Genomic DNA, 18,734 nt, shown 5'->3' with positions numbered 1-18,734 from the left:
CGCCTGGGCCAGCACGTTGTCGGCGTAGACCTGCAGCAGGTTCAGCTTGCCGTTCAGCCAGGCCGGGTCGCCCGCGCCTTCGGTCAGGCCGCGCGCGGCGGCCTGGGCGCCCTTGGCCAGCATCCAGCCGCCGGCCACGTCGCCGGTCAGGGCCAGGTAGGCGCTGGCCCCGGCCAGCACGTCGGCCGGACGGTCGGCCTTGCGCTCCAGCAGCCAGGCGGTGGCCGCCTCCAGCGCGTCGACGCCGGCGGTCAGCTTCGCGACGGCCGGGGCCAGGCGCGGATCGCCGGCCATGACAGCGATGTCGGCGCGGATGTCGGCGACCAGCTCGTGGGCGGCCTGGCCGCCGCCGACCGACAGCTTGCGCCCGGTCAGGTCGACGGCCTGGATGCCGTTGGTGCCCTCGTAGATCGGGGCGATGCGGGCGTCGCGATAGTGCTGGGCCGCGCCGGTCTCCTCGATGAAGCCCATGCCGCCGTGCACCTGCACGCCCAGCGACGAGACCTCGACGCCGACGTCGGTCGACCAGGCCTTGGCCACCGGCACGAACAGGTCCTCGCGGCGCTTCCAGCGGGCGCGCTCGTCTTCGGTCGCGGCGTGCTCGGCCAGGCCCGCGGCCACCGCGGTCGACAGGCAGACGCCGCGCGCCGCTTCGATCTTGGCCTTGGAGACGGCCAGCATGCGCCGAACGTCCGGGTGGTCGAAGATCCGGGCCGAAGCTTCGCCGGTCCAGGCCGAGCGGCCCTGGCGGCGCTCCAGGGCGTAGGCCAGGGCGTGCTGGTAGGCGCGCTCGGCGATGCCGACGCCTTCGCCGCCGACCGCCAGGCGCGCGGCGTTCATCATGGTGAACATGTGGGCGAGGCCCTGGTTGAGCTCGCCGACCAGCTCGGCCCGCGCGCCCTCGTAGGCCATGACGCAGGTGGGCGAGGCGTGGATGCCCAGCTTGTGCTCGACGCCCACCGGGCGGAAGGCGTTGCGCCCGCCCAGCTTCCCGTCGTCGCCGACGTCGAACTTGGAGGTCAGGAACAGCGAGATGCCCTTCACGCCGGCGGGGGCGTCGGGCAGGCGGGCCAGCACGAAGTGCACGATGTTGTCGGTGCAGTCGTGGTCGCCCCAGGTGATGAAGATCTTCTGGCCGTGCAGGGCGTAGGTCCCGTCGCCGTTCGGCTCGGCGCGGGTGCGCAGGGTGCCGAGGTCGGAGCCCGACTGCGGCTCGGTCAGCACCATCGCCCCGGTCCACTCGCCCGAGATCAGCTTGGGCAGGTACAGCGCGTTCTGGCGCTCGGTGCCGTGCGCCTGCAGGGCCTCGATGCCGGCCAGGGTCAGCATCGGGCACAGGCCGAAGGCCATGTTGGCGGCGTGGAACATCTCGAACGCCGCCAGCTCCAGCGCCTTGGGGAGGCCCTGGCCGCCGTACTGGGTTTCCGCCGCCAGGCCGTGCCAGCCGCCCTCGGCGAAGGCCTCGTAGGCGTCGCGGAAGCCAGGCGCCGCGGTCACCGCGCCGTTGGCGTACTTCGCGCCGTTCAGGTCGCCCTGCCGGTTCAGCGGGGCCAGGACGTCGGTGGCCAGGTCGCCCGCGTGCTCCAGCACCGCGCCGGCGAGGTCGCGGTCCAGGTCGGGCCAGGCGCCGGTCTCGATCAGCCGGTCGAGGCCGGCGACTTCGGTCAGGCTGAACAGCAGGTCGCGAACAGGGGCGCGGAAGCTCATCGACTTGGACTCTCCACCCGGCGGACGAGGCCCCACGCCCCGTCGCGACGCACCTCGGCGTGCGTAAATCGCGGTCGGCTTAGCACGGCGCCCGGCGATCCCCGCCGTCATTTTCGCCGGTTTCGCGCCGCTTCCGGCTCGAATATCTGCGCGTTAGGTTCCGTGAGGGTCGGTCCTCGGAGGGAGGCGTCCGGATGGTTCGCGTGGCGTGCGTGCTCTCGGCGGCGATCTTGATGGGCTTCGCGGCCCCGGCGGTTGCGGCCGGGCCGGTCCAGGACGCGCCTGCCGACCATACGGCGGGGACGACCCCGGGCGCCTACACCCTCGATCTGGGGCGCTCCACGCTGAGCGCGCGGGTGTCGCAGCTGGGCGTCACCACCCACACCATGAAGTTCGGCCGGTTCGAGGGGACGCTCGACGTCTCTTCAGACCCGACGGCGTCGAAGGTGTCGGTCGTGGTGGACGCGACCTCGGCGGAGGCGGGATCTTCGGCGTTCGACAAGCGGGTCGCCGACGCCATGCTCGACGCCGCCCAGTATCCGCAGATGAAGTTCGCCTCGACCCGCATCGAACGGACCGGGCCGACCAGCGGCAAGATCCACGGGGAGCTGACCTTCCGGGGCGTGACCCGGCCGCTGACCCTGGACGCGAAGATCTCCGACATCGCGTCCGGCGCCGACGGCCGCCCGCGCGTGGGCGTGTCGGCCACGGGATCGTTCAAGCGCAGCGAGTTCGGTTCCACCGAGTACCAGGTCCTGGCCTCCGACGACGTGCAGCTTCGGATCGAGGCGGAGTTCAGCCGCTCGGCAGGGTGATCACGGTTTCGTGAGTCGGGCTTCCGCCGAGCTTGGCTGTCGGCAATATCCGCAACAGCGAAAATGACAGTTCGGGAAGCCGTCCAATGATCCGCGCCACCTTGATCGCCCTGGCGGCCGCCGCCGCGTTCGCCGGAACCGCCGACGCCCAGGGGCGCGGCTGGTCGGGCAATCCGGCCGACCAGCCGGCCGGGACCTATGCGGTCGACAAGCGGCACGCGAGCGCCACGGTGCGCGGCGTGCACATGGGCTTCTCCAACTACACCTTCCGGATCGACGGCGTGGACGGCACGCTGAAGTTCGATCCGAAGGACGCCTCGGCCATATCGATCAACGCGACCCTCGATCCGGCGACCGTGCACACCGGCCTGCCGGACTTCGACAAGGAGATCGGGACCACCTTCTTCGGCGGCACGCCGATCACCTTCGTGTCGAAGAGCGTGGCGCCGCAGGGTGCTAACGCCGCCAAGGTGGCCGGCGACCTGACCCTGAACGGCGTGACCAAGCCGGTCACCCTGGACGTGACCTTCATCGGCGGAGGGGCTCACCCCTTCAACGGCAAGCCGGTGATGGGCTTCCAGGCCGAGGGCGCGTTCAAGCGTTCTGACTTCGGCGTCGCGCCGAAGCTGCCGGCCAACGTCTTTTCGGACGAGGTCCGGGTTTCCATTTCGGCCGAGTTCAACAAACAGTGACGGGCGAGGGCGGCCGCCCTCGCCAACACTCGGAGCGACTGATGGCTGAACCGCGCGACCGTTATTCGACGGTGTCGATCCTGCTGCACTGGACCATCGCCGCGCTGATCCTGACCAACGTGTGGTTCGGCTGGCAGATGGACGAGGCCAAGGGGCTGGAGAAGTTCCAGCTCTTCCAGACGCACAAGTCGGTGGGCCTGACGGTCCTGCTGCTCAGCCTCGCGCGGCTGGGCTGGCGGATCGCCAACCCGGCGCCGCCGCTGCCGGCGCACATGGCCCGCTGGGAGAAGCTGGTCGCCCGCGCCACGCACGTCGCCCTCTACGTCCTGATGATCGGCGTGCCGCTGTTCGGTTGGGCGTCCGTGTCGGCGAGCCCGCTGAACATCCCGACCGAGTTCTGGGGCGTCGTGCCCTGGCCGCACCTGCCGCTGCCGCACTCCAAGGCGCTGTCCCACCAGTTGGGGGAGGTGCATGTCGCCCTGGTCCTCTCTACATTCGCCGTCCTGGCCCTGCATGTGGCCGGAGCGTTGAAGCACCAGTTCGTGGACCGGGACGAAGTCCTGTGGCGCATGCTGCCGATCGTGGGGAGACCGCGTTGATCCGTAGAGCAATCCTGGGCGCCGCCGCCGCGCTGCTGCTGGCCCTTCCCGCCTCCGCCGCGCCCGCCGCGACCTGGACGGTCGACAAGGCCGCCTCGGTCCTGGGCTTCAAGGCCAGCGCGTCGGGCGTCGCCTTCAACGGCCGGTTCCAGCGCTGGGATTCGACGATCGCGTTCGACCCGAAGAACCTGGCGGCCTCGTCGGTGACCACGACCATCGACGTCGGCTCGGCGAACACGGGCGACAAGGACCGCGACGAGCTGCTGCCGACCGCCGAATGGTTCGCCGTGGCCAAGTACCCGAAGGCGACCTTCGTCAGCCGCAGCTTCGTCGACAAGGGCGGCGGCAATTACGAGGCGCAGGGCGACCTGACCATCAAGGGCGTGAAAAGGCCGGTGGTTCTGCCGTTCAAGCTTGCGATCACCGGCGACGTGGCGAAGATGACCGGCTCGCTGGTGCTGGATCGCACCGCTTTCGGCGTGGGAACGGGACAGTGGAAGTCCGACGACACGGTCTCGACCAAGGTGACGGTGCTGGTGAATTTGACGGCCCGCAAGGCGGGCTGACGCCGTCCAGCGTGGAGGCCGGGGCGCGCGCCCTGGCCGCCGGCGAGCTCGTGCTCATGCCGACCGAGACGGTCTACGGCTTGGCCGCGGACGCCTCCAATCCGATCGCGGTGGCCAGGATCTTCGAGGCCAAGGGCCGGCCGCGCTTCAATCCCCTGATCGCCCACGTCGAGGACCTGGACGCCGCCGAGCGCGTCGCCGTGTTCGGCGACAAGGCGCGCCGGCTGGCCGAGGCCTTCTGGCCGGGCCCGATGACCCTGGTGCTGCCGGTGCGCGATCCGCAGCGCGTGTGCGACCTGGCCCGCGCGGGCCTGTCGACCGTGGCGGTCCGCGTGCCGGGCCACGCCAAGGCGCGCGAACTGATCGGTCGCTTCGGCGGCGCGGTGGTCGCCCCCTCGGCCAACCGCTCCGGCCGGCCCAGCCCCACCACCTTCGCCGACGCCATGGACGAGACCGGCTTCGCCGTCGCCGCGGCGCTGGACGGCAATCACTGCGCGGTCGGCATCGAGTCGACCGTCGTGTCGGTGACCGACGGCGAGGTGCGGCTGCTGCGTCCTGGAGCTGTGACGCGTCAGGATCTGGAGGCGGTGGTCGGCCCGCTGGCCGAGGCCGGCGACGACGCCAAACGCTCGCCGGGCCGGCTGGCCCTGCACTACGCGCCCGACGCGCCGGTGCGGCTGGAGGCGGACGGCGCCGGGGAAGGGGAGGCCTACCTGGCCTTCGGCCCCGGGAGCGGCTCGCCATTCAACCTGAGCCCCACGGGCGACCTGCGCGAGGCGGCCGCCAACCTGTTCCGCCTGCTGCGCGAGGCGGACCGCACCAAGCCCTCCGCCATCGCCGTGGCGCCCATTCCGCACGAGGGCCTGGGCGAGGCGATCAACGACCGCCTGAAGCGGGCTGCGGGCTACGTAGGCTAGCGCTGCGGCGGCTACTGCGCCGTCCAGCCGCCGTCGACCGAGTAGGCGCAGCCGTTGGCCGAGGCGCCGGCGTCGGACACCAGATACAGCAGCATGCCGTTCAGCTGGTCGAAGGTGACGAACTGCTTGGTCGGCTGGGCCGCCAGCATGACGTTCTTGACCACCTCGTCCTCGGTGATGCCGCGGGTGCGGGCCTGGTCGGCGATCTGGTTCTGCACGATCGGCGTCATCACGTAGCCGGGGCACACCGCGTTGCAGGTGATGCCGAAGGTCGCGACTTCCAGCGCCACGGTCTTGGTGAAGCCCAGCAGGCCGTGCTTGGCGGCGACGTAGGCCGACTTGAACGGCGAGGCGACCAGGGCGTGGGCCGAGGCGATGTTGACGATGCGGCCGCGCCCTTGCGCCTTCATGTGCGGCACCGCCGCCTTGGTGGCGTGGAACGCCGAGGTCAGGTTGATCGCGATGATCTGGTCCCACTTCTCGGCCGGGAAGTTCTCGACCGCCTCGACGTGCTGGACGCCGGCGTTGTTGACCAGGATGTCCAGCCGGCCGAACTCGCGATGCGCGTACTCGACCAGGTCGGCGATCTCGTCGGGTTTGAGCATGTTGGCGCCGTGGTAGCGGACCGGCACGCCGGTCTCGGCCTCCAGCGACGCGCGGGTCTTCTCGATCCCGGCCGGATCGCCCAGGCCGTTCAGCACGACCTTCACGCCACGCTCCGACAGGGCGCGCGCCATCGCCAGGCCGATCCCGGAGGTCGAGCCGGTCACCACCGCGACCTGGCCCTTCAGGCTGGCGAACGGGTCGGTCGGCATCGGTCGCGTCTCCGTGGGCTGCTGCGCGGGCGTCGGTTTAGCGGGCGCAGGCTTTTTGAACCAGCCGAACATCGGAATTCCACTGTCGGTGAATTTAATCCACCGTAGCGTGTGCGGCCCAGCTTGGCCAGCAGCGCATTTCCCGCCGAAGCGGGCGCCGGTTCGGGGACGAGGAAATGCGCCACTCTAGATTCGGCCGAACCTCATCCAATCCAGGAGGATCGGATGAGGTTCGAGGCGGCGATCACCAGCCGAACTGCTTGCCGTCCCAGCTCAGGAACCGGCCGGTGTCGGCCATGGTGTAGCGGGCGATCCGCTCCTTCATGGCGGCGATCGACTGTTCGGGCGTGATGTGCGCGCCCGCGCCGCCCATGTCGGTCTTCACCCAGCCCGGATTGAGCGCCACGCAGACGATCCGGTCGTCGCGCAGCGCGATCGACAGGTTGCGCACGACGTTGTTCAGCGCCGCCTTGGAGGAGCGGTAGGCGAAGTAGCCGCCGCTGGACTCCGAGGTCGAGCCCATGCCGCTGGTGATTGCGACCAGCTTCTTCTCCTGGCCGGCGCGCAGGTTGTCGACGAAGGCGTCGGCCAGGCGGGCGGGGCCCAGCGTGTTCACCGACAGCGTGCGCATCCACTCGGCGAAGTCGATGTCGCCGAGCTGCTGCTGGCGATCGCCGCCCATCACGCCGGCCACCGCCAGCAGGATGTCGACCGGCTGGTCGCCGACCTTCGCCTTGAAGGCTGAGACCGAGCCGTCGTCGGCGGTGTCGAGCTTGTGGACGGTGATCGCGCCGCCGGAGGCCTTGGCGATCTCGTTGAGCTCGTCGGCCTTGGCGGGATCGCGGACGCCGGCGATGACTCGCGCGCCGTCGGCGGCGTACTGGCGGACGAATTCGAGGCCCAGGCCTCGGTTGGCGCCGGCGACGAGGACGGTCGGCATGGCGGCTCCTTAGGGTGTGCGCCCCCTCAGGGGTGTCGCCGCACGAACGTCCAATCGGCCTCCGTCGATCCCGCCTCGTCGAAGCGGTAGCCGGCCACGTCGAAGCGTTTCAGGCCGACGGCGATCTCGATCCGGTTCTCGATGGCGTAGCGCGCCATCAGCCCGCGGGCCTTCTTGGCGTAGAAGCTGATGATCCGCGCCTCGCCGTCCTTGTCCTCGAGGAAGCGGATGTTGATCAGCGGCAGCTTCAGCGCCCGGGCGTCGACCGCGCCGAAGTATTCCTGGCTGGCCAGGTTCACGAGCGTCGGGTCGGTGTGCTTGGCGGCGACCTTGTTCAGCCGCTCGGCGATCTTCGAACCCCAGAAGTCGTAGAGGGTCGTGCCGCGCTCGGTGCGCAGCCTGGTGCCCATCTCCAGCCGGTAGGGCTCGATCACGTCCAGCGGCCGCAGCACGCCGTACAGGCCCGAGAGGATGCGCAGGTGGTCCTGCGCCCACTCCAGCGAGCCGATGTCCAGGCTGCGGGCGTCCAGGCCGTCGTAGACGTCGCCGGCGAAGGCCAGGGCGGCCTGCACCTTGGCCTTGCCCTTGAACGCCTGGAAGCGCTCGAAATTCAGGTCGGCCAGCTTCTCGGAGATGTGCATCAGCGAGCGCAGGTCCGAGCGCGTCAGCTTGCGCGCCACCTCGACCAGTTCGGCGGTGTCGGCCTTCAGCTCCGGCTTGGTCGACGGCGTTTCCGCCGGGGCCGGGGTGAAGTCGAGCGACTTGGCGGGGGACAGGACGATCAGCATGCGGCCTCGCGCGGGAACGACGCGCAGATAGGCTGCGCCGCCGCGCTTGGGAAGCGCCCGATCGGCGGTTCAGCCTGTGGAAACGAGCGCGCGCGGGCGGGGCGCCGGCGCGGGGCGGACGGCGGAGGCTTCTTCCTCGTGGTCCTGCGCCGCGCCCCAGAACTCGGTCAGCAGCGGACCGTTCCGCAGGTGGCGGTCGCGGAAGAAGAAGCTGACGATCTCGTGGATCCAGACCCTGCGGCCCATGCGGTAGTACCAGCGCATGGCGTGGCGGATCTTCGGGTCGGGGTGGGACACCACACGCCACAGCGCGCGCGGCCGCAACTGGGCGCAGGCCTCGACCAGCTTGACCAGCAGGAACACGCGCCACGGCGGCATGCGCTTCATGGCCAGCACCTGGTGCTTGTAGTCCCACTTGGTCTGGTCGGGCTGGACCACGCGCCGGTCCTCGGCCAGCCGGTAGTAGGGCGTCCAGCGGTGCGGCGTGACGTACAGCGCCTGGATCTGGTCGGGGTCGTAGGAGATCAGCTGGCGCAGGCCGCGCAGAAGATCGGCGTCGGTCTGGTCCTCGAAGCCGGCGACCCAGGTGGCCATCGACAGGATGCCGTGCTTGCGCAGCAGCTTCACCGCCTCGCGGTCGGTCGCCGTCGCGCCGCCCTTTTTGATGAGCTTCAGCGTCGCTTCGTCGGTGTTCTCCATGCCGAGCAGGAAGCGTTCGAAGCCAGCCTTCTTGTAGAGGTGCAGGTGATCGGCGTCGCGAACGATGTCGTCGGCGCGGGTCGAGCCGACCAGGGTCACCTCGATGTCCTGGTCGACCAGGGCCTGCAGGAACTCCAGCCACGGCTTGCGTCCGGCGCTGGGGTTCTCGTCGGCGAAGTTGAACACCTCCACCCCGTGCTCGCGGTGCAGATGGGCGATCTCGGCGGCCAGCTTGTGCGGGTCGCGATGGCGCCAGCGGGTCCAGAAGCCGCGCTGGCCGCAGTAGTTGCAGAGGTGCGGACACCCCCGCGAGAACTGGATCACCACCGCGCGCTTGCCGCCCCAGTAGCTGTAGCGGGCGTGGTCGATCAGCTCCCAGCCGATCCGGTAGGCGTCGAGGTCGCGGATCACCGGGGCCGGCGGCGTGGCGTGGGGCTTGCCGTCCACGCGGAAGGCCAGGCCCGGGATGTCGTCGATCGGCGCGCCGGCGGCCAGCGCCTCGACCAGCCGGCGGCCGGTCTCCTCGCCCTCGCCGCGGACGATCACGTCGACCTGCGGCTCCTCGCGCAGGATCTCGCGCCAGTGATAGGTCGGGTGCACGCCGCCATAGAGGATCTTCGCGTCGGGCAGGGCGCGGCGCACGGCGCGTGACACCGCGGCGACCACCGGGTGGCCGGAGGATGAGCCGGAATGGCCGAACAGCACCGCGTCGGGCGCGAAGGCGACCGCCTGGGCCACGATCTGGGCGTGCGACATCGGCCCGAACTCGCCGTCGACCAGGCGCACCTCGTGGCCGGCGTCGATCAGCGGGCCGCCGACGCAGAGCAGGCCGAACGGCGGCAGCTGCTCGCGCGGGATGCGGCTGCCGATCGCGGGATGCGGGACGTTGACGAGTAGGATGCGCACGTGCGGTCTCCGGCGGTACAACTCGAACGTGCCGTAGCGACTCGGGCCAGACCAGCGCCGCGGGGTGAGCATTCGAAGGAGATTCCGTGCAGGAGACGCAGCCCAGCCTGCTGGTCCAGTACCAGGTGTTCGCCGAGCAGCGCCGGCACTTCGGGCGGTTGTTCTGGCTGTCGATCGCCTTCGTCTTGGCGATGTTGCTGGGCGTGGCGGCGGCCTTCCATGATCTGCCGGCGCCGCTCCCGGCGTGGTTGGTCCTGGGCGGTGGGATCGCCCTGGTGCAGACCGGCTACATCGCCCACCGCCTGCGCGGCCGCGAGGACGACTACGAGGGCCTGATGCGGACGCTGGAGGAGAAGCTGCAGGCCGCCGGCGCGGCCTGCCTGCTGGGGCCGGTGTCGAAGGGCGGCGGCGCGCGCTCCATGGTCACCCTCAGCCTGGCGGCCGCGGGCGTCGTCGCGATCGCGGCCGGCGCCTGGCTGCTGTACCGGGGCTAGAACAGCACCCGCGGGTTCATGATCCGCTTGGGGTCCAGCGCCGTGCGGATGGCCCGCATGGTCTCGACCTGCACCGGCGACTTGTAGCGCAGGGCCTCGGCCGACTTCATGCGGCCCAGGCCGTGCTCGGCCGAGATCGAGCCGTCGTAGGCGGCGACCAGGTCGTGGATGATCTTGGAGCCCTCGTCGCGCAGGGCGGAGAAGGCGGCGCCGTCGGCGCCGAGCGGCTGCAGAACGTCGAAGTGGACGTTGCCGTCGCCGACGTGGCCGAAGGCGACCACGCGCGAGCCGGGGTGGAAGCGCTCCGCCGCGGCGGTGGCCTCGACGATGAAGTCGGCGATGCGCGACAGCGGCACCGAGACGTCGTGCTTCCAGGCCGCGCCCTCGGGCTTCTGGCCTGCCGACTGGTCCTCGCGCACGCGCCAGAAGGCCTTGGCCTGGGCCTCGTTCTGGGCCAGCGCGGCGTCGGCGATCAGGCCCTCCTCGAAGGCGGCCGCCAGCAGCCGCTCCATGCCGGCTTCGGCCGCGCCGGGCTCGCCGCTGGTCAGCTCGATCAGCACGTACCAGGGATGCGGCTCGGACAGCATCTCGCGCGTGTCGGGGATGTTCTTCAGCACGTTCTCGACGCCGCGTCGGCCCATCAGCTCGAAGGCCTCGACCCCGCCGCCGGTCTCCGCCTTGGCGCGGACCAGCAGATCGACGGCCGCCTGCGGGCTGGCCAGGCCGACCACGGCGGTGGCGCGCGAGACCATGACCGGGAACAGCTTCAGGCTGGCGGCGGTGATCACCCCCAGCGTGCCCTCCGCCCCGATCAAGAGCTGCTTCAGGTCGTAGCCGGTGTTGTCCTTGCGCAGGCGCTTCAGGCCGGAGAACACCTCGCCGTTGGGCAGGACGGCTTCCAGGCCCAACACCAGGTCGCGCATGACGCCGTAGCGCAGCACCGCCGTGCCGCCGGCGTTGGTGGAGATGTTGCCGCCGATGGTGGCCGTGCCCTCGGCCGCCAGGCTGAGCGGGAAGAACCGGCCCGCCTCGGCCGCGGCCGCTTGCGTTTCCAGCAGGGTCACGCCGGCCTCGACCACGATGCAGTCGTCGACCGGGGCGATGTCGCGCACCCGGCGCAGGCGCTCGGTCGACAGCAGGATCTCGCCCTCGGGGATCTGGCCGCCGACCAGGCCGGTGTTGCCGCCCTGGGGCGTGACCGCCACCCCGTGCTCGAAGCAGATGCCGACCACGGCGGCGACCTCTTCGGTCGAGCGCGGCAGGGCCAGGAGCGGCGTCTCGCCCCGCCAGCGGCCGCGCCATTCCACCAGCTTGGGCGCGAGCCGGTCCGGATCGACGCTCCAGCCGTCGGGGCCGAGCACGGATTTCAGCTTGGAGAGGACGTCGGCGGGGACGGGGAGAGTCATGGGGCCAGCATATCGGCCGCGCGCGCCCATGAAAGGGCGGTGTTCGCCGGACGGGATTTGCTATCAGCGAGGGGCGAGCGGGGAGGGGGCGATGGCGGAGCAGACGACGGGCGAGGCGGGCGTGGCCCGGCCGGTCGCGGCGGTGGGCGTGGTCTGCCTGCGCGGCGACGAGGTGCTGCTCATCCGCCGCGGAACGCCGCCGCGGGTGGGCGAGTGGAGCCTGCCGGGCGGGCGCATCGAGTGGGGCGAGCGGGCGGCCGACGCGGCGCTGCGCGAGCTGATGGAGGAGACCGGGGTCGAGGCCGAACTCACCGGTCTGCTCGACGTGGTCGACGGGATTTTCCCGGGCGACGGAGGCCGCCACTACGTGCTGATCGATTACGTCGCGCGCTGGATTTCGGGCGAGCCGCGGGCGGGCGACGACGCCGCGGACGCGGCCTTCAAGCCATTGAACATGCTCGACGAACTGGTCGCCTGGGAGGAGACTCGCCGGATTGTGAGACTGGCGGTTTCGCGTCTGGCGGATGCTCCGTAGACGCCGGGAAATCCCCTCGTTAGGGTCCCCACATTCGGGGGGAGTACGCTTCCAATGATAAAAAGAGCCGTCGCAATAAGCGCCGCCGCAGCCTGCCTGACCTCGTTCGCGATCGGCGTCAGCGCCAAGACCGACGAACCCATGACCTTCCAGGTCGAGAACGCGTCGGGCGCGACCCTGACGGCGCTCTACGTCTCCACGCCGTCGGCCCTGGACTTCGACGCCGACGTGCTGGGCCGCAAGGTGGTGCGTTCGGGCGAGATCGCGTCGATTTCGGTCGACAGCAGCGTCTGCGACCGCGACCTTCGGGCCGAGTTCTCCGACGGGGAGACGGCCGATATGCGCGAGGTCGACCTGTGCAAGCTCAAGGGCGCTCCGCTCACCGTCGGCGGCTGACCGCAGCCGCCATCTGCGTGCTTCTCGCCGGTCCGACCCTGGCTTTGGCCCAGGACCGGCCGCCGGCCGCCCGCCAGTCCCTGCTGGAACTCGCCTGGGTGCTGGGCCAGTCGCACGCCCTGACCCAGGCCTGCACGCCGGAAGACCAGACCTGGCGCGCGCGCATGACCCGGCTGATCGCGGTGGAGACGCCCGACCAGGCCTTCGAGGCGCGCCTGGCGGAGCAGTTCAACGCCGGCTTCGCCGCCGCCCGCCAGAGCTTCCCGACCTGCCAGCCGGCCTCGAAGGCCGAGGCGGCGAAGGTCGCCAAGCGCGGCCAGGAGCTCTCGGCCGCCTTGTCCCGCACGCCGTAGCGGTCGCGCGCCCGGTCCGATACCCTTGGTCCGAAAACGACTCGGGGGTTTAGTACTATGTCCTGGTTCGCCTTGGCGCTGTTGGCGCTGGCTCTGACCATTCTGTTCAGCGTGGTGAAGATCGTCCCGCAGGGGCGCGAGTACACGGTCGAGCGCTTCGGCCGCTACACCCGCACGCTCAAGCCCGGCATCTCCTTCCTGACCCCGTTCGTGGAGAACATCCGCCGGCGCATGAACATGATGGAGCAGGTCCTCGACGTGCCCCAGCAGGAGGTCATCACCAAGGACAACGCCATGGTGAAGGTCGACGCCATCGTCTTCATCCAGGTGATCGACGCCGCCGCCGCGGCCTACCGCGTGGACAACCTGCTCTACGCCATCAGCCAACTGTCTATGACCAACCTGCGTACGGTGGTCGGCTCCATGGAGCTGGACGAGGTGCTGTCCGAGCGCGAGGCGATCAACACCCGCCTGCTGAGCGCGGTGGACGCGGCGACCAGCCCGTGGGGCGTGAAGGTCAACCGCATCGAGATCAAGGACCTGCAGCCGCCGGCCGACATCACCAACGCCATGGCCCGCCAGATGAAGGCCGAGCGCGAACGCCGCGCGGTGATCACCGAGGCGGACGGCGAGAAGTCCGCCGCCATCGCCCGGGCCGAAGGCGCCAAGCAGTCGGCCATCCTGGAGGCCGAGGGCCGCAAGGAAGCCGCCTTCCGCGACGCCGAGGCGCGCGAACGCCAGGCCGAGGCCGAGGCTAAGGCGACGGCCATGGTGTCGGAAGCGATCGCCAAGGGCGACGTCAACGCCATCAACTACTTCGTGGCCACTAAATACGTGGACGCCTTCGCCAAGCTGGCGTCCTCGCCGCAGCAGAAGACGGTGATCGTGCCGGCCGAGATGAGCGCCCTGACCGGCGCCCTGGCCGGGGTGGCCGAACTGGTGTCGACCGCGCGCGAGCAGCAGCACGCCGCGCCGCGCGGCTCGGTCCCGCGGAGCTAAGGAGAGCGAACCATGGAGCTCGTGACCTCGCTCTATGTCGCCCACCCGTTCTGGGTGTGGCTGTCGTTCGGGGCCGCCCTCTTGGCGATCGAGGCGGCGGCCAACACCGAATGGCTGCTGTGGCCGGCCGCCGCGGCCGGACTCACCGCGCTGTTCACCCTGTTGGGGCTGCGGCTGGGCGCGCCGGCCGAGGTGGCGATCTTCGCCGCCTTGACCCTGCTGACCACGCTGGGCGGCCGCAAGCTGGTCAGCCGGGTCCAGGGCGTCGGCCACGACATCAACGACCAGCGCCTGCGCCTGGTCGGTCTGGCCGGCCAGGCCGCCGGCCCGATCGCCGCCGGCCACGGCCGCGTCTTCGTCGACGGCGCCGAATGGCCGGCCGACCTGGAAGGCGGCGGCGACCTGCCGGCCGGCGCGCGGGTGACCGTCGTCGAGGTCAGCGGCGCGCGCCTGACGGTGCGGGCGGTGGGGTGAGGGCGTTCGCCGCGCTCGCCTTGGCTTTATTCGCTTCGGCTTGCGCGGATGACGCGGAGACGACGGCCTGCCGTCAGCAGATGGTTCGGTTCGACGACTTCGGCGTCCGCCGCATGAGCACGCCCCTGCCGAAGGGGGCGGGCGACCTTGGGCCGGGGTTTACGGTCGTGCGATGCATCCCCAACGAGGATGGCAGCAGCTGCCGCTATCGCGATGAGCGCGGCGTCACCTACGACGCCACCTATTGGGCGACCGATAAGGGGGGCATCGCCCAGCTCGACCTGAAAACGGCCGACGTCGAAGAGGGGGCGGCCCTGCCCTGGGGGCTTCGGCGCGACGACAGCCCCGCGCGTGCGGAAGCCAGACTGAAAGAGGCCGGGCTGAGTCTCGTACAGCGCAGCCGCACCTCGAACGGGCGGACGGCGATCAGCGCGTACCTCGCCGGATGCGGCCGGGTGCGGCTGGGCGTCGAGTTCGACAAGACCGGTCCCGTGCGCGCCGCGATCATGGCGCTGTAGCCTTCAGACCTTCGCCTTCAGCTGCTCAATGCCGAAGTTGGCCAACTGGTCGGCGCGTTCGTTGCCGGGCACGCCGGCGTGGCCCTTCACCCATTTCCAGCTGACGTCGTGGCGCGAGCGGGCGGCGTCGAGCCGCTTCCAAAGGTCGTCGTTCTTCACCGGCTTCTTGTCGGCGGTCAGCCAGCCGCGGGCCTTCCAGCCGCGCAGCCACTCGGTGATGCCCTGCATCACGTACTTGCTGTCGGTGTTGAGCTCGACCTTGCACGGCTTCTTCAGCGCCTCGAGCGCCATGATCGCCGCCATCATCTCCATGCGGTTGTTGGTGGTCAGCGGCTCGCCGCCCCACAACTCCTTCTCGTGCGCGCCCGCGCGCAGCACCGCGCCCCAGCCGCCGGGGCCGGGGTTACCCTTGCAGGCGCCGTCCGTGTAGATGATGACCTTGGTGTCCATCGCGGCCGTCTAGCCGGAGTCGCGCGGGCCGCGCGACCAAATCAGTCCGCCAGCACCCGCGGCAGTTTGAACGACACCGTCTCGCGCGCGCCGGAGTCTTCCGACACTTCCGCGTCGAAGCGGGCGGCGATGGAGGCGACCAGGGCCTCGATCAGCGGCTCGGGGGCCGAAGCGCCGGCGGTGACGCCGACGGTGGAGACGTTCTCGAACCAGCTCCAGTCCACGGCGCCCGCGTCGTCGACCAGGCGGGCGTCGCGCGCGCCGGCGCGCAGCGCGACCTCGACCAGGCGCTGGGAGTTCGAGGAGTTCTGCGAACCGACCACCAGCACCAGGTCGCAGCTGGGCGCCACCCGCTTCACCGCCTCCTGGCGGTTGGTGGTGGCGTAGCAGATGTCTTCCTTGTGCGGGTCGGGCAGGCCCGGGAAGCGGGCCTTCAGGGCCGTGACGATGCCGGCGGTGTCGTCGACCGACAGGGTGGTCTGGGTGACGTAGGCCAGCTTCTCCGGATCGCGGGGCTGGAAGGTTTCGGCGTCCTCGACCGTCTCGATCAGGGTGATGGCCGCGTCGGGCAGCTGGCCCATGGTGCCGATCACCTCCGGGTGGCCGGCGTGGCCGATCAGCACGATCTCGCGGCCCGCGGCGTAGTGCCGCTCGGCCTCGACGTGGACCTTCGAAACGAGCGGGCAGGTCGCGTCCAGGAAGAACAGTTCGCGACGTTTCGCCTCGGCCGGCACGGCCTTCGGCACGCCGTGGGCGGAGAACACCACGGGGCGGTCGTCGGGGCACTGGTCGAGGTCGGTGACGAACACCGCGCCCATGGCCTTCAGCCGTTCCACCACATGGCGGTTGTGCACGATCTCGTGGCGCACGTAGACCGGCGGCCCGTACTTCTCCAGCGCCCGCTCGACGATCTGGATGGCGCGGTCGACGCCGGCGCAGAAGCCGCGCGGAGTGGCGAGCAGGACCTGGATCGGGCGGCGGGAAGGGAAGGGCGCGTTCATCGGGCGCGAACTTAAGGCGCGCGGCGCTCCGGCGCCAGCGACCGTTCGGTTCATTGCGGCCCCGTCGTTTAACCTCTATCAATCCTGCACAAGTCGCACCTTCTTCGGCGGAACTCCCACATGCGTCGCTTCCTGCTCGCGCTCAGCGCCTTGGCTATCGCCTCGTCCGTAGCGGTCCCGACCGACGTGCTGGCGCAGCAGCGCAAGAAGCCGGCCGGCGACGAGAAGCCGTCCGAGAAGGAAAAGAAGAAGAAGGAGTGGGAGATCACCCAGCGGCCGCTGAAAGACCGGCCGAACGCGGGTCCCTGCCCCTATGTGAAGGTGCTGTACGACGCGGCGCGCTACATCGAGTTCGACGGCAAGGAAGCCTCCTCGGCGGTCGGCTTCTCGGGCGAGGTCGAGGGCGTGAAGGCCAAGTGCGAGTACCGCGAGAGCGACCCGATCAAGGTCCAGATGAACCTGCTGTTCGCGCTCGGCCGCGGGCCCAAGGCCGACGGCCAGCAGAAGACCTATCGCTACTGGGTGGCGGTCACCGACCGTAACCGCTCGGTGCTGGCCAAGCAGTACTTCGACCTGCCGGTCAACTTCCAGCCGGGCACGGACCGCATGTACGTGAACGAAGACGTCTCCGGCATCGTCATTCCGCGCCTCGACCAGGCCACCAGCGGCGCCAATTTCGAGATCCTGGTGGGTCTGGACGTGACGCCGGAAATGGCCGCGTTCAACCGCGCCGGCAAACGCTTCCGCATCAACGCGGGCCAGACCCAGAGCGCTCAAGCGCAGGGCCAGACGCAGCAGTAAATGTCCGACCTCAAGTCCGTCCTCAGCGAAGCGGCGGCCGCCGCCTTCGCCGCCGAAGGTTTGGCCGGTGAATTCGGCCGGGTGACCGTGTCCGACCGCCCGGACCTCGCCGACTTCCAGTGCAACGGCGCCCTGGCCGCCGCCAAGGCAGCCAAGGCCAACCCGCGCGACGTCGCCGGCCGCATCGTCGAGCGGCTGAAGGACGACGCGCGCCTGCAGTCGATCGAGATCGCAGGTCCCGGCTTCATCAACTTCCGCGTCACCGACGCCGCTCTGACCGAGCGCGCCGCCGAGATCGCCGGCGACGTGCGCGCCGGGGCTGGCAAGGTCGCTCAGCCGCGCCGCGTGGTCGTCGACTACGGCGGTCCGAACGTTGCCAAGCCGATGCACGTCGGCCACCTGCGCTCGTCGATCATCGGCGAGTCGCTGAAGCGCCTGTACCGCTTCCGCGGCGACCAGGTCTGGGGCGACGCCCACTTCGGCGACTGGGGCTTCCAGATGGGCCTCTTGATCGTCGCCCTGGGCGACGAGGGCCGCGCGGTCGAGTTCATGGCCGAAGGCCCGGGCCCGTTCCCGGCCGAGAGCCCGGTCACCCTCGAGGACCTCGAGCGGCTCTATCCGTCCGCCGCCGCCAAGGCCAAGGAAGACGTCGCCTTCCGCGATCGCGCGCGCAAGGCCACCGCCGAGCTGCAGGGCGGCCGCGCCGGTTACCGCGCCCTGTGGAAGCACTTCCACGACGTGTCCATGGCCGCGCTGAAGCGCGACTTCGGCGCGCTCGACGTCTGGTTCGACCTCTGGAAGGGCGAGAGCGACGCCGATCCGCTGATCCCGGAAATGGTCGAGGACCTGAAGGCCAAGGGCCTGCTGGTCGAGGACCAGGGCGCCCAGGTGGTGCACGTCGCCCGCCCGGGCGAGACCAAAAAGAAGAAGCTGGCGGACGGCACGGTCGTCGTGGTCCCCAGCCCGGATCCGCTGCTGGTGGTCTCGTCGGAAGGCTCGGCCATGTACGGCACCACCGACCTGGCCACCATTCTGGACCGTCGTCGGTCCGAAGAGGCGGAGCTGATCCTCTACGTGGTGGACCAGCGTCAGGCCGACCACTTCGAACAGGTGTTCCGCGCCGCCTACCTGGCCGGCTACGCCGCCGAGGGTTCGCTGGAGCACCTCGGCTTCGGCACCATGAACGGGCCCGACGGCACGCCGTTCAAGACCCGCGCCGGCGGCGTGCTGAAGCTGAACGACCTGATCGAGATGACCCGCGACAAGGCGCGCGCTCGCCTGCACGAGGCGGGCCTGGGCGAAGCGCTGGACGAGGCCGAGTTCGAGGACACCGCCCACAAGGTGGCCGTCTCGGCCCTGAAGTTCTCCGACCTGTCGAACTTCCGCGGCACCTCCTACGTCTTCGACCTCGACCGCTTCACCAGCTTCGAGGGCAAGACCGGGCCGTACCTGCTGTACCAGGCCGTCCGCATCAAATCGCTGCTGCGCAAGGCGGCGGCCGAAGGCGCCGCGGCCGGGCCGATCGCCGTCGTCGAGCCGGCCGAGCGCGACCTGGCCCTGACGCTCGACGCCTTCGAACAGGCCCTGGTCGACGCCTACGACAAGCGCGCGCCGAACTACATCGCCGAGCACGCCTACCGGCTGGCCCAGAGCTTCTCGAAGTTCTACGCCGCCTGCCCGGTGCTGGCCGCGCCCGACGTCGCCACCCGCGGCTCGCGCCTGCGGCTGGTCGAGGCGACGCTGCAGCAGCTGGAAGTGGCGATGTCGCTGCTGGGCATTGAGACGCCCGAGCGGATGTAAGCCCGAGCGCTCCCCGGCGGAGGGGGCGCGACCGCCGATACGCGACACCGTTGCGTGCAGAGC

22 protein-coding genes are annotated in these 18,734 nt (G+C 70.4%); 14 read left to right on the top strand and 8 right to left on the bottom strand.

Going from position 1 to position 18,734, the window contains the following annotated elements; genetic code table 11:
• A partial coding sequence (locus G3573_RS05205; protein ID WP_163259794.1) for an acyl-CoA dehydrogenase occupies positions 1-1,707 on the bottom strand: 1,707 nt, incomplete at its 3' end.
• Between the two features lie 194 nt (positions 1,708-1,901).
• Between G3573_RS05205 and G3573_RS05200 the strand changes: the two genes are divergently transcribed.
• The 5 genes from G3573_RS05200 to G3573_RS05180 all read left to right on the top strand — a co-directional run bounded on the left by G3573_RS05200 (position 1,902) and on the right by G3573_RS05180 (position 5,296).
• Positions 1,902-2,522 carry a YceI family protein gene (locus G3573_RS05200; RefSeq protein WP_163259793.1) on the top strand — a complete coding sequence of 207 codons (621 nt, stop codon included), beginning with the start codon at positions 1,902-1,904 and terminating at the stop codon, positions 2,520-2,522.
• An 86-nt stretch (positions 2,523-2,608) separates the two neighbouring features.
• On the top strand, positions 2,609-3,214 hold the full coding sequence (locus tag G3573_RS05195; RefSeq protein WP_163259792.1) for a YceI family protein: 606 nt from the start codon (positions 2,609-2,611) through the stop codon (positions 3,212-3,214).
• 41 nt (positions 3,215-3,255) lie between these two features.
• A complete protein-coding gene (locus G3573_RS05190; protein WP_163259791.1) occupies positions 3,256-3,813 on the top strand; it encodes a cytochrome b in 558 nt (185 codons plus the stop codon).
• The gene (locus G3573_RS05185) at positions 3,810-4,379 is read left to right on the top strand and encodes a YceI family protein (protein WP_205598082.1); all 570 of its coding nucleotides are present in this window, start codon (positions 3,810-3,812) and stop codon (positions 4,377-4,379) included. Before G3573_RS05190 ends, G3573_RS05185 begins: the two co-directional genes overlap by 4 nt.
• 11 nt (positions 4,380-4,390) lie before the next feature.
• Positions 4,391-5,296, top strand: a complete 906-nt coding sequence (locus G3573_RS05180) for an L-threonylcarbamoyladenylate synthase (RefSeq protein ID WP_346427344.1) — start codon at positions 4,391-4,393, stop codon at positions 5,294-5,296.
• Positions 5,297-5,307: 11 nt separating this feature from the next.
• On the opposite strand, the gene G3573_RS05175 is transcribed toward G3573_RS05180, so the two are convergent.
• The 4 genes from G3573_RS05175 to bchE form a co-directional block, all read right to left on the bottom strand.
• Entirely contained in the window at positions 5,308-6,111 is an 804-nt protein-coding gene (locus tag G3573_RS05175; RefSeq protein WP_163259790.1) for a 3-hydroxybutyrate dehydrogenase, read from the bottom strand.
• Between the two features lie 244 nt (positions 6,112-6,355).
• Complete coding sequence (locus G3573_RS05170) at positions 6,356-7,051, bottom strand: SDR family oxidoreductase (RefSeq protein WP_163259789.1); 696 nt, start codon at positions 7,049-7,051, stop codon at positions 6,356-6,358.
• A 26-nt stretch (positions 7,052-7,077) separates the two neighbouring features.
• Positions 7,078-7,839, bottom strand: a complete 762-nt coding sequence (yaaA, locus tag G3573_RS05165; protein WP_163259788.1) for a peroxide stress protein YaaA — start codon at positions 7,837-7,839, stop codon at positions 7,078-7,080.
• Positions 7,840-7,908: 69 nt separating this feature from the next.
• The gene (gene bchE / locus G3573_RS05160) at positions 7,909-9,444 is read right to left on the bottom strand and encodes a magnesium-protoporphyrin IX monomethyl ester anaerobic oxidative cyclase (RefSeq protein WP_163259787.1); all 1,536 of its coding nucleotides are present in this window, start codon (positions 9,442-9,444) and stop codon (positions 7,909-7,911) included.
• Between the two features lie 86 nt (positions 9,445-9,530).
• On the opposite strand from bchE, the gene G3573_RS05155 reads away from it, so the two are divergent.
• The gene (locus tag G3573_RS05155) at positions 9,531-9,938 is read left to right on the top strand and encodes a hypothetical protein (protein ID WP_163259786.1); all 408 of its coding nucleotides are present in this window, start codon (positions 9,531-9,533) and stop codon (positions 9,936-9,938) included.
• Here the strand turns inward: G3573_RS05155 and G3573_RS05150 are convergent.
• The gene (locus tag G3573_RS05150; RefSeq protein WP_163259785.1) at positions 9,935-11,344 is read right to left on the bottom strand and encodes an FAD-binding oxidoreductase; all 1,410 of its coding nucleotides are present in this window, start codon (positions 11,342-11,344) and stop codon (positions 9,935-9,937) included. The genes G3573_RS05155 and G3573_RS05150 overlap by 4 nt on opposite strands.
• A gap of 91 nt (positions 11,345-11,435) precedes the next feature.
• On the opposite strand from G3573_RS05150, the gene G3573_RS05145 reads away from it, so the two are divergent.
• Genes G3573_RS05145 through G3573_RS05120 form a run of 6 tightly spaced genes read left to right on the top strand, consistent with a single transcriptional unit; the run spans position 11,436 to position 14,619 of the window.
• Complete coding sequence (locus G3573_RS05145) at positions 11,436-11,879, top strand: NUDIX hydrolase (RefSeq protein ID WP_163259784.1); 444 nt, start codon at positions 11,436-11,438, stop codon at positions 11,877-11,879.
• A gap of 54 nt (positions 11,880-11,933) precedes the next feature.
• Entirely contained in the window at positions 11,934-12,275 is a 342-nt protein-coding gene (locus tag G3573_RS05140) for a hypothetical protein (protein WP_163259783.1), read from the top strand.
• A gap of 17 nt (positions 12,276-12,292) precedes the next feature.
• Positions 12,293-12,628, top strand: coding sequence for a TIGR02301 family protein (locus G3573_RS05135; protein ID WP_163259782.1), 336 nt, complete (start codon positions 12,293-12,295; stop codon positions 12,626-12,628).
• 57 nt (positions 12,629-12,685) lie between these two features.
• Complete coding sequence (locus G3573_RS05130; protein ID WP_163259781.1) at positions 12,686-13,627, top strand: SPFH domain-containing protein; 942 nt, start codon at positions 12,686-12,688, stop codon at positions 13,625-13,627.
• 12 nt (positions 13,628-13,639) lie between these two features.
• Positions 13,640-14,101, top strand: a complete 462-nt coding sequence (locus tag G3573_RS05125) for an NfeD family protein (protein WP_163259780.1) — start codon at positions 13,640-13,642, stop codon at positions 14,099-14,101.
• Positions 14,098-14,619 carry a hypothetical protein gene (locus G3573_RS05120; protein WP_163259779.1) on the top strand — a complete coding sequence of 174 codons (522 nt, stop codon included), beginning with the start codon at positions 14,098-14,100 and terminating at the stop codon, positions 14,617-14,619. The genes G3573_RS05125 and G3573_RS05120 overlap by 4 nt, the downstream gene beginning before the upstream one ends.
• 3 nt (positions 14,620-14,622) lie before the next feature.
• Here the strand turns inward: G3573_RS05120 and rnhA are convergent, their stop codons facing one another.
• Together rnhA and ispH are read right to left on the bottom strand one after the other, a co-directional pair.
• Positions 14,623-15,069: a ribonuclease HI gene (gene rnhA / locus G3573_RS05115; protein WP_163259778.1), complete on the bottom strand. Its 447-nt coding sequence runs from the start codon at positions 15,067-15,069 to the stop codon at positions 14,623-14,625.
• A gap of 41 nt (positions 15,070-15,110) precedes the next feature.
• Positions 15,111-16,070, bottom strand: a complete 960-nt coding sequence (ispH, locus tag G3573_RS05110) for a 4-hydroxy-3-methylbut-2-enyl diphosphate reductase (RefSeq protein ID WP_163259777.1) — start codon at positions 16,068-16,070, stop codon at positions 15,111-15,113.
• Between the two features lie 120 nt (positions 16,071-16,190).
• Here ispH and G3573_RS05105 point away from each other — a divergent pair, with 120 nt between their 5' ends.
• Positions 16,191-16,871, top strand: coding sequence for a Tat pathway signal sequence domain protein (locus G3573_RS05105; protein ID WP_163259776.1), 681 nt, complete (start codon positions 16,191-16,193; stop codon positions 16,869-16,871).
• Entirely contained in the window at positions 16,872-18,671 is a 1,800-nt protein-coding gene (argS, locus tag G3573_RS05100) for an arginine--tRNA ligase (RefSeq protein WP_163259775.1), read from the top strand.
• Positions 18,672-18,734: the final 63 nt, after the last annotated feature.

The organism is Caulobacter sp. 17J65-9 (assembly GCF_010975005.1).
In the GTDB taxonomy this organism is placed as follows: domain Bacteria; phylum Pseudomonadota; class Alphaproteobacteria; order Caulobacterales; family Caulobacteraceae; genus 17J80-11.
This window is presented reverse-complemented; position numbering and strand designations above follow the sequence as displayed.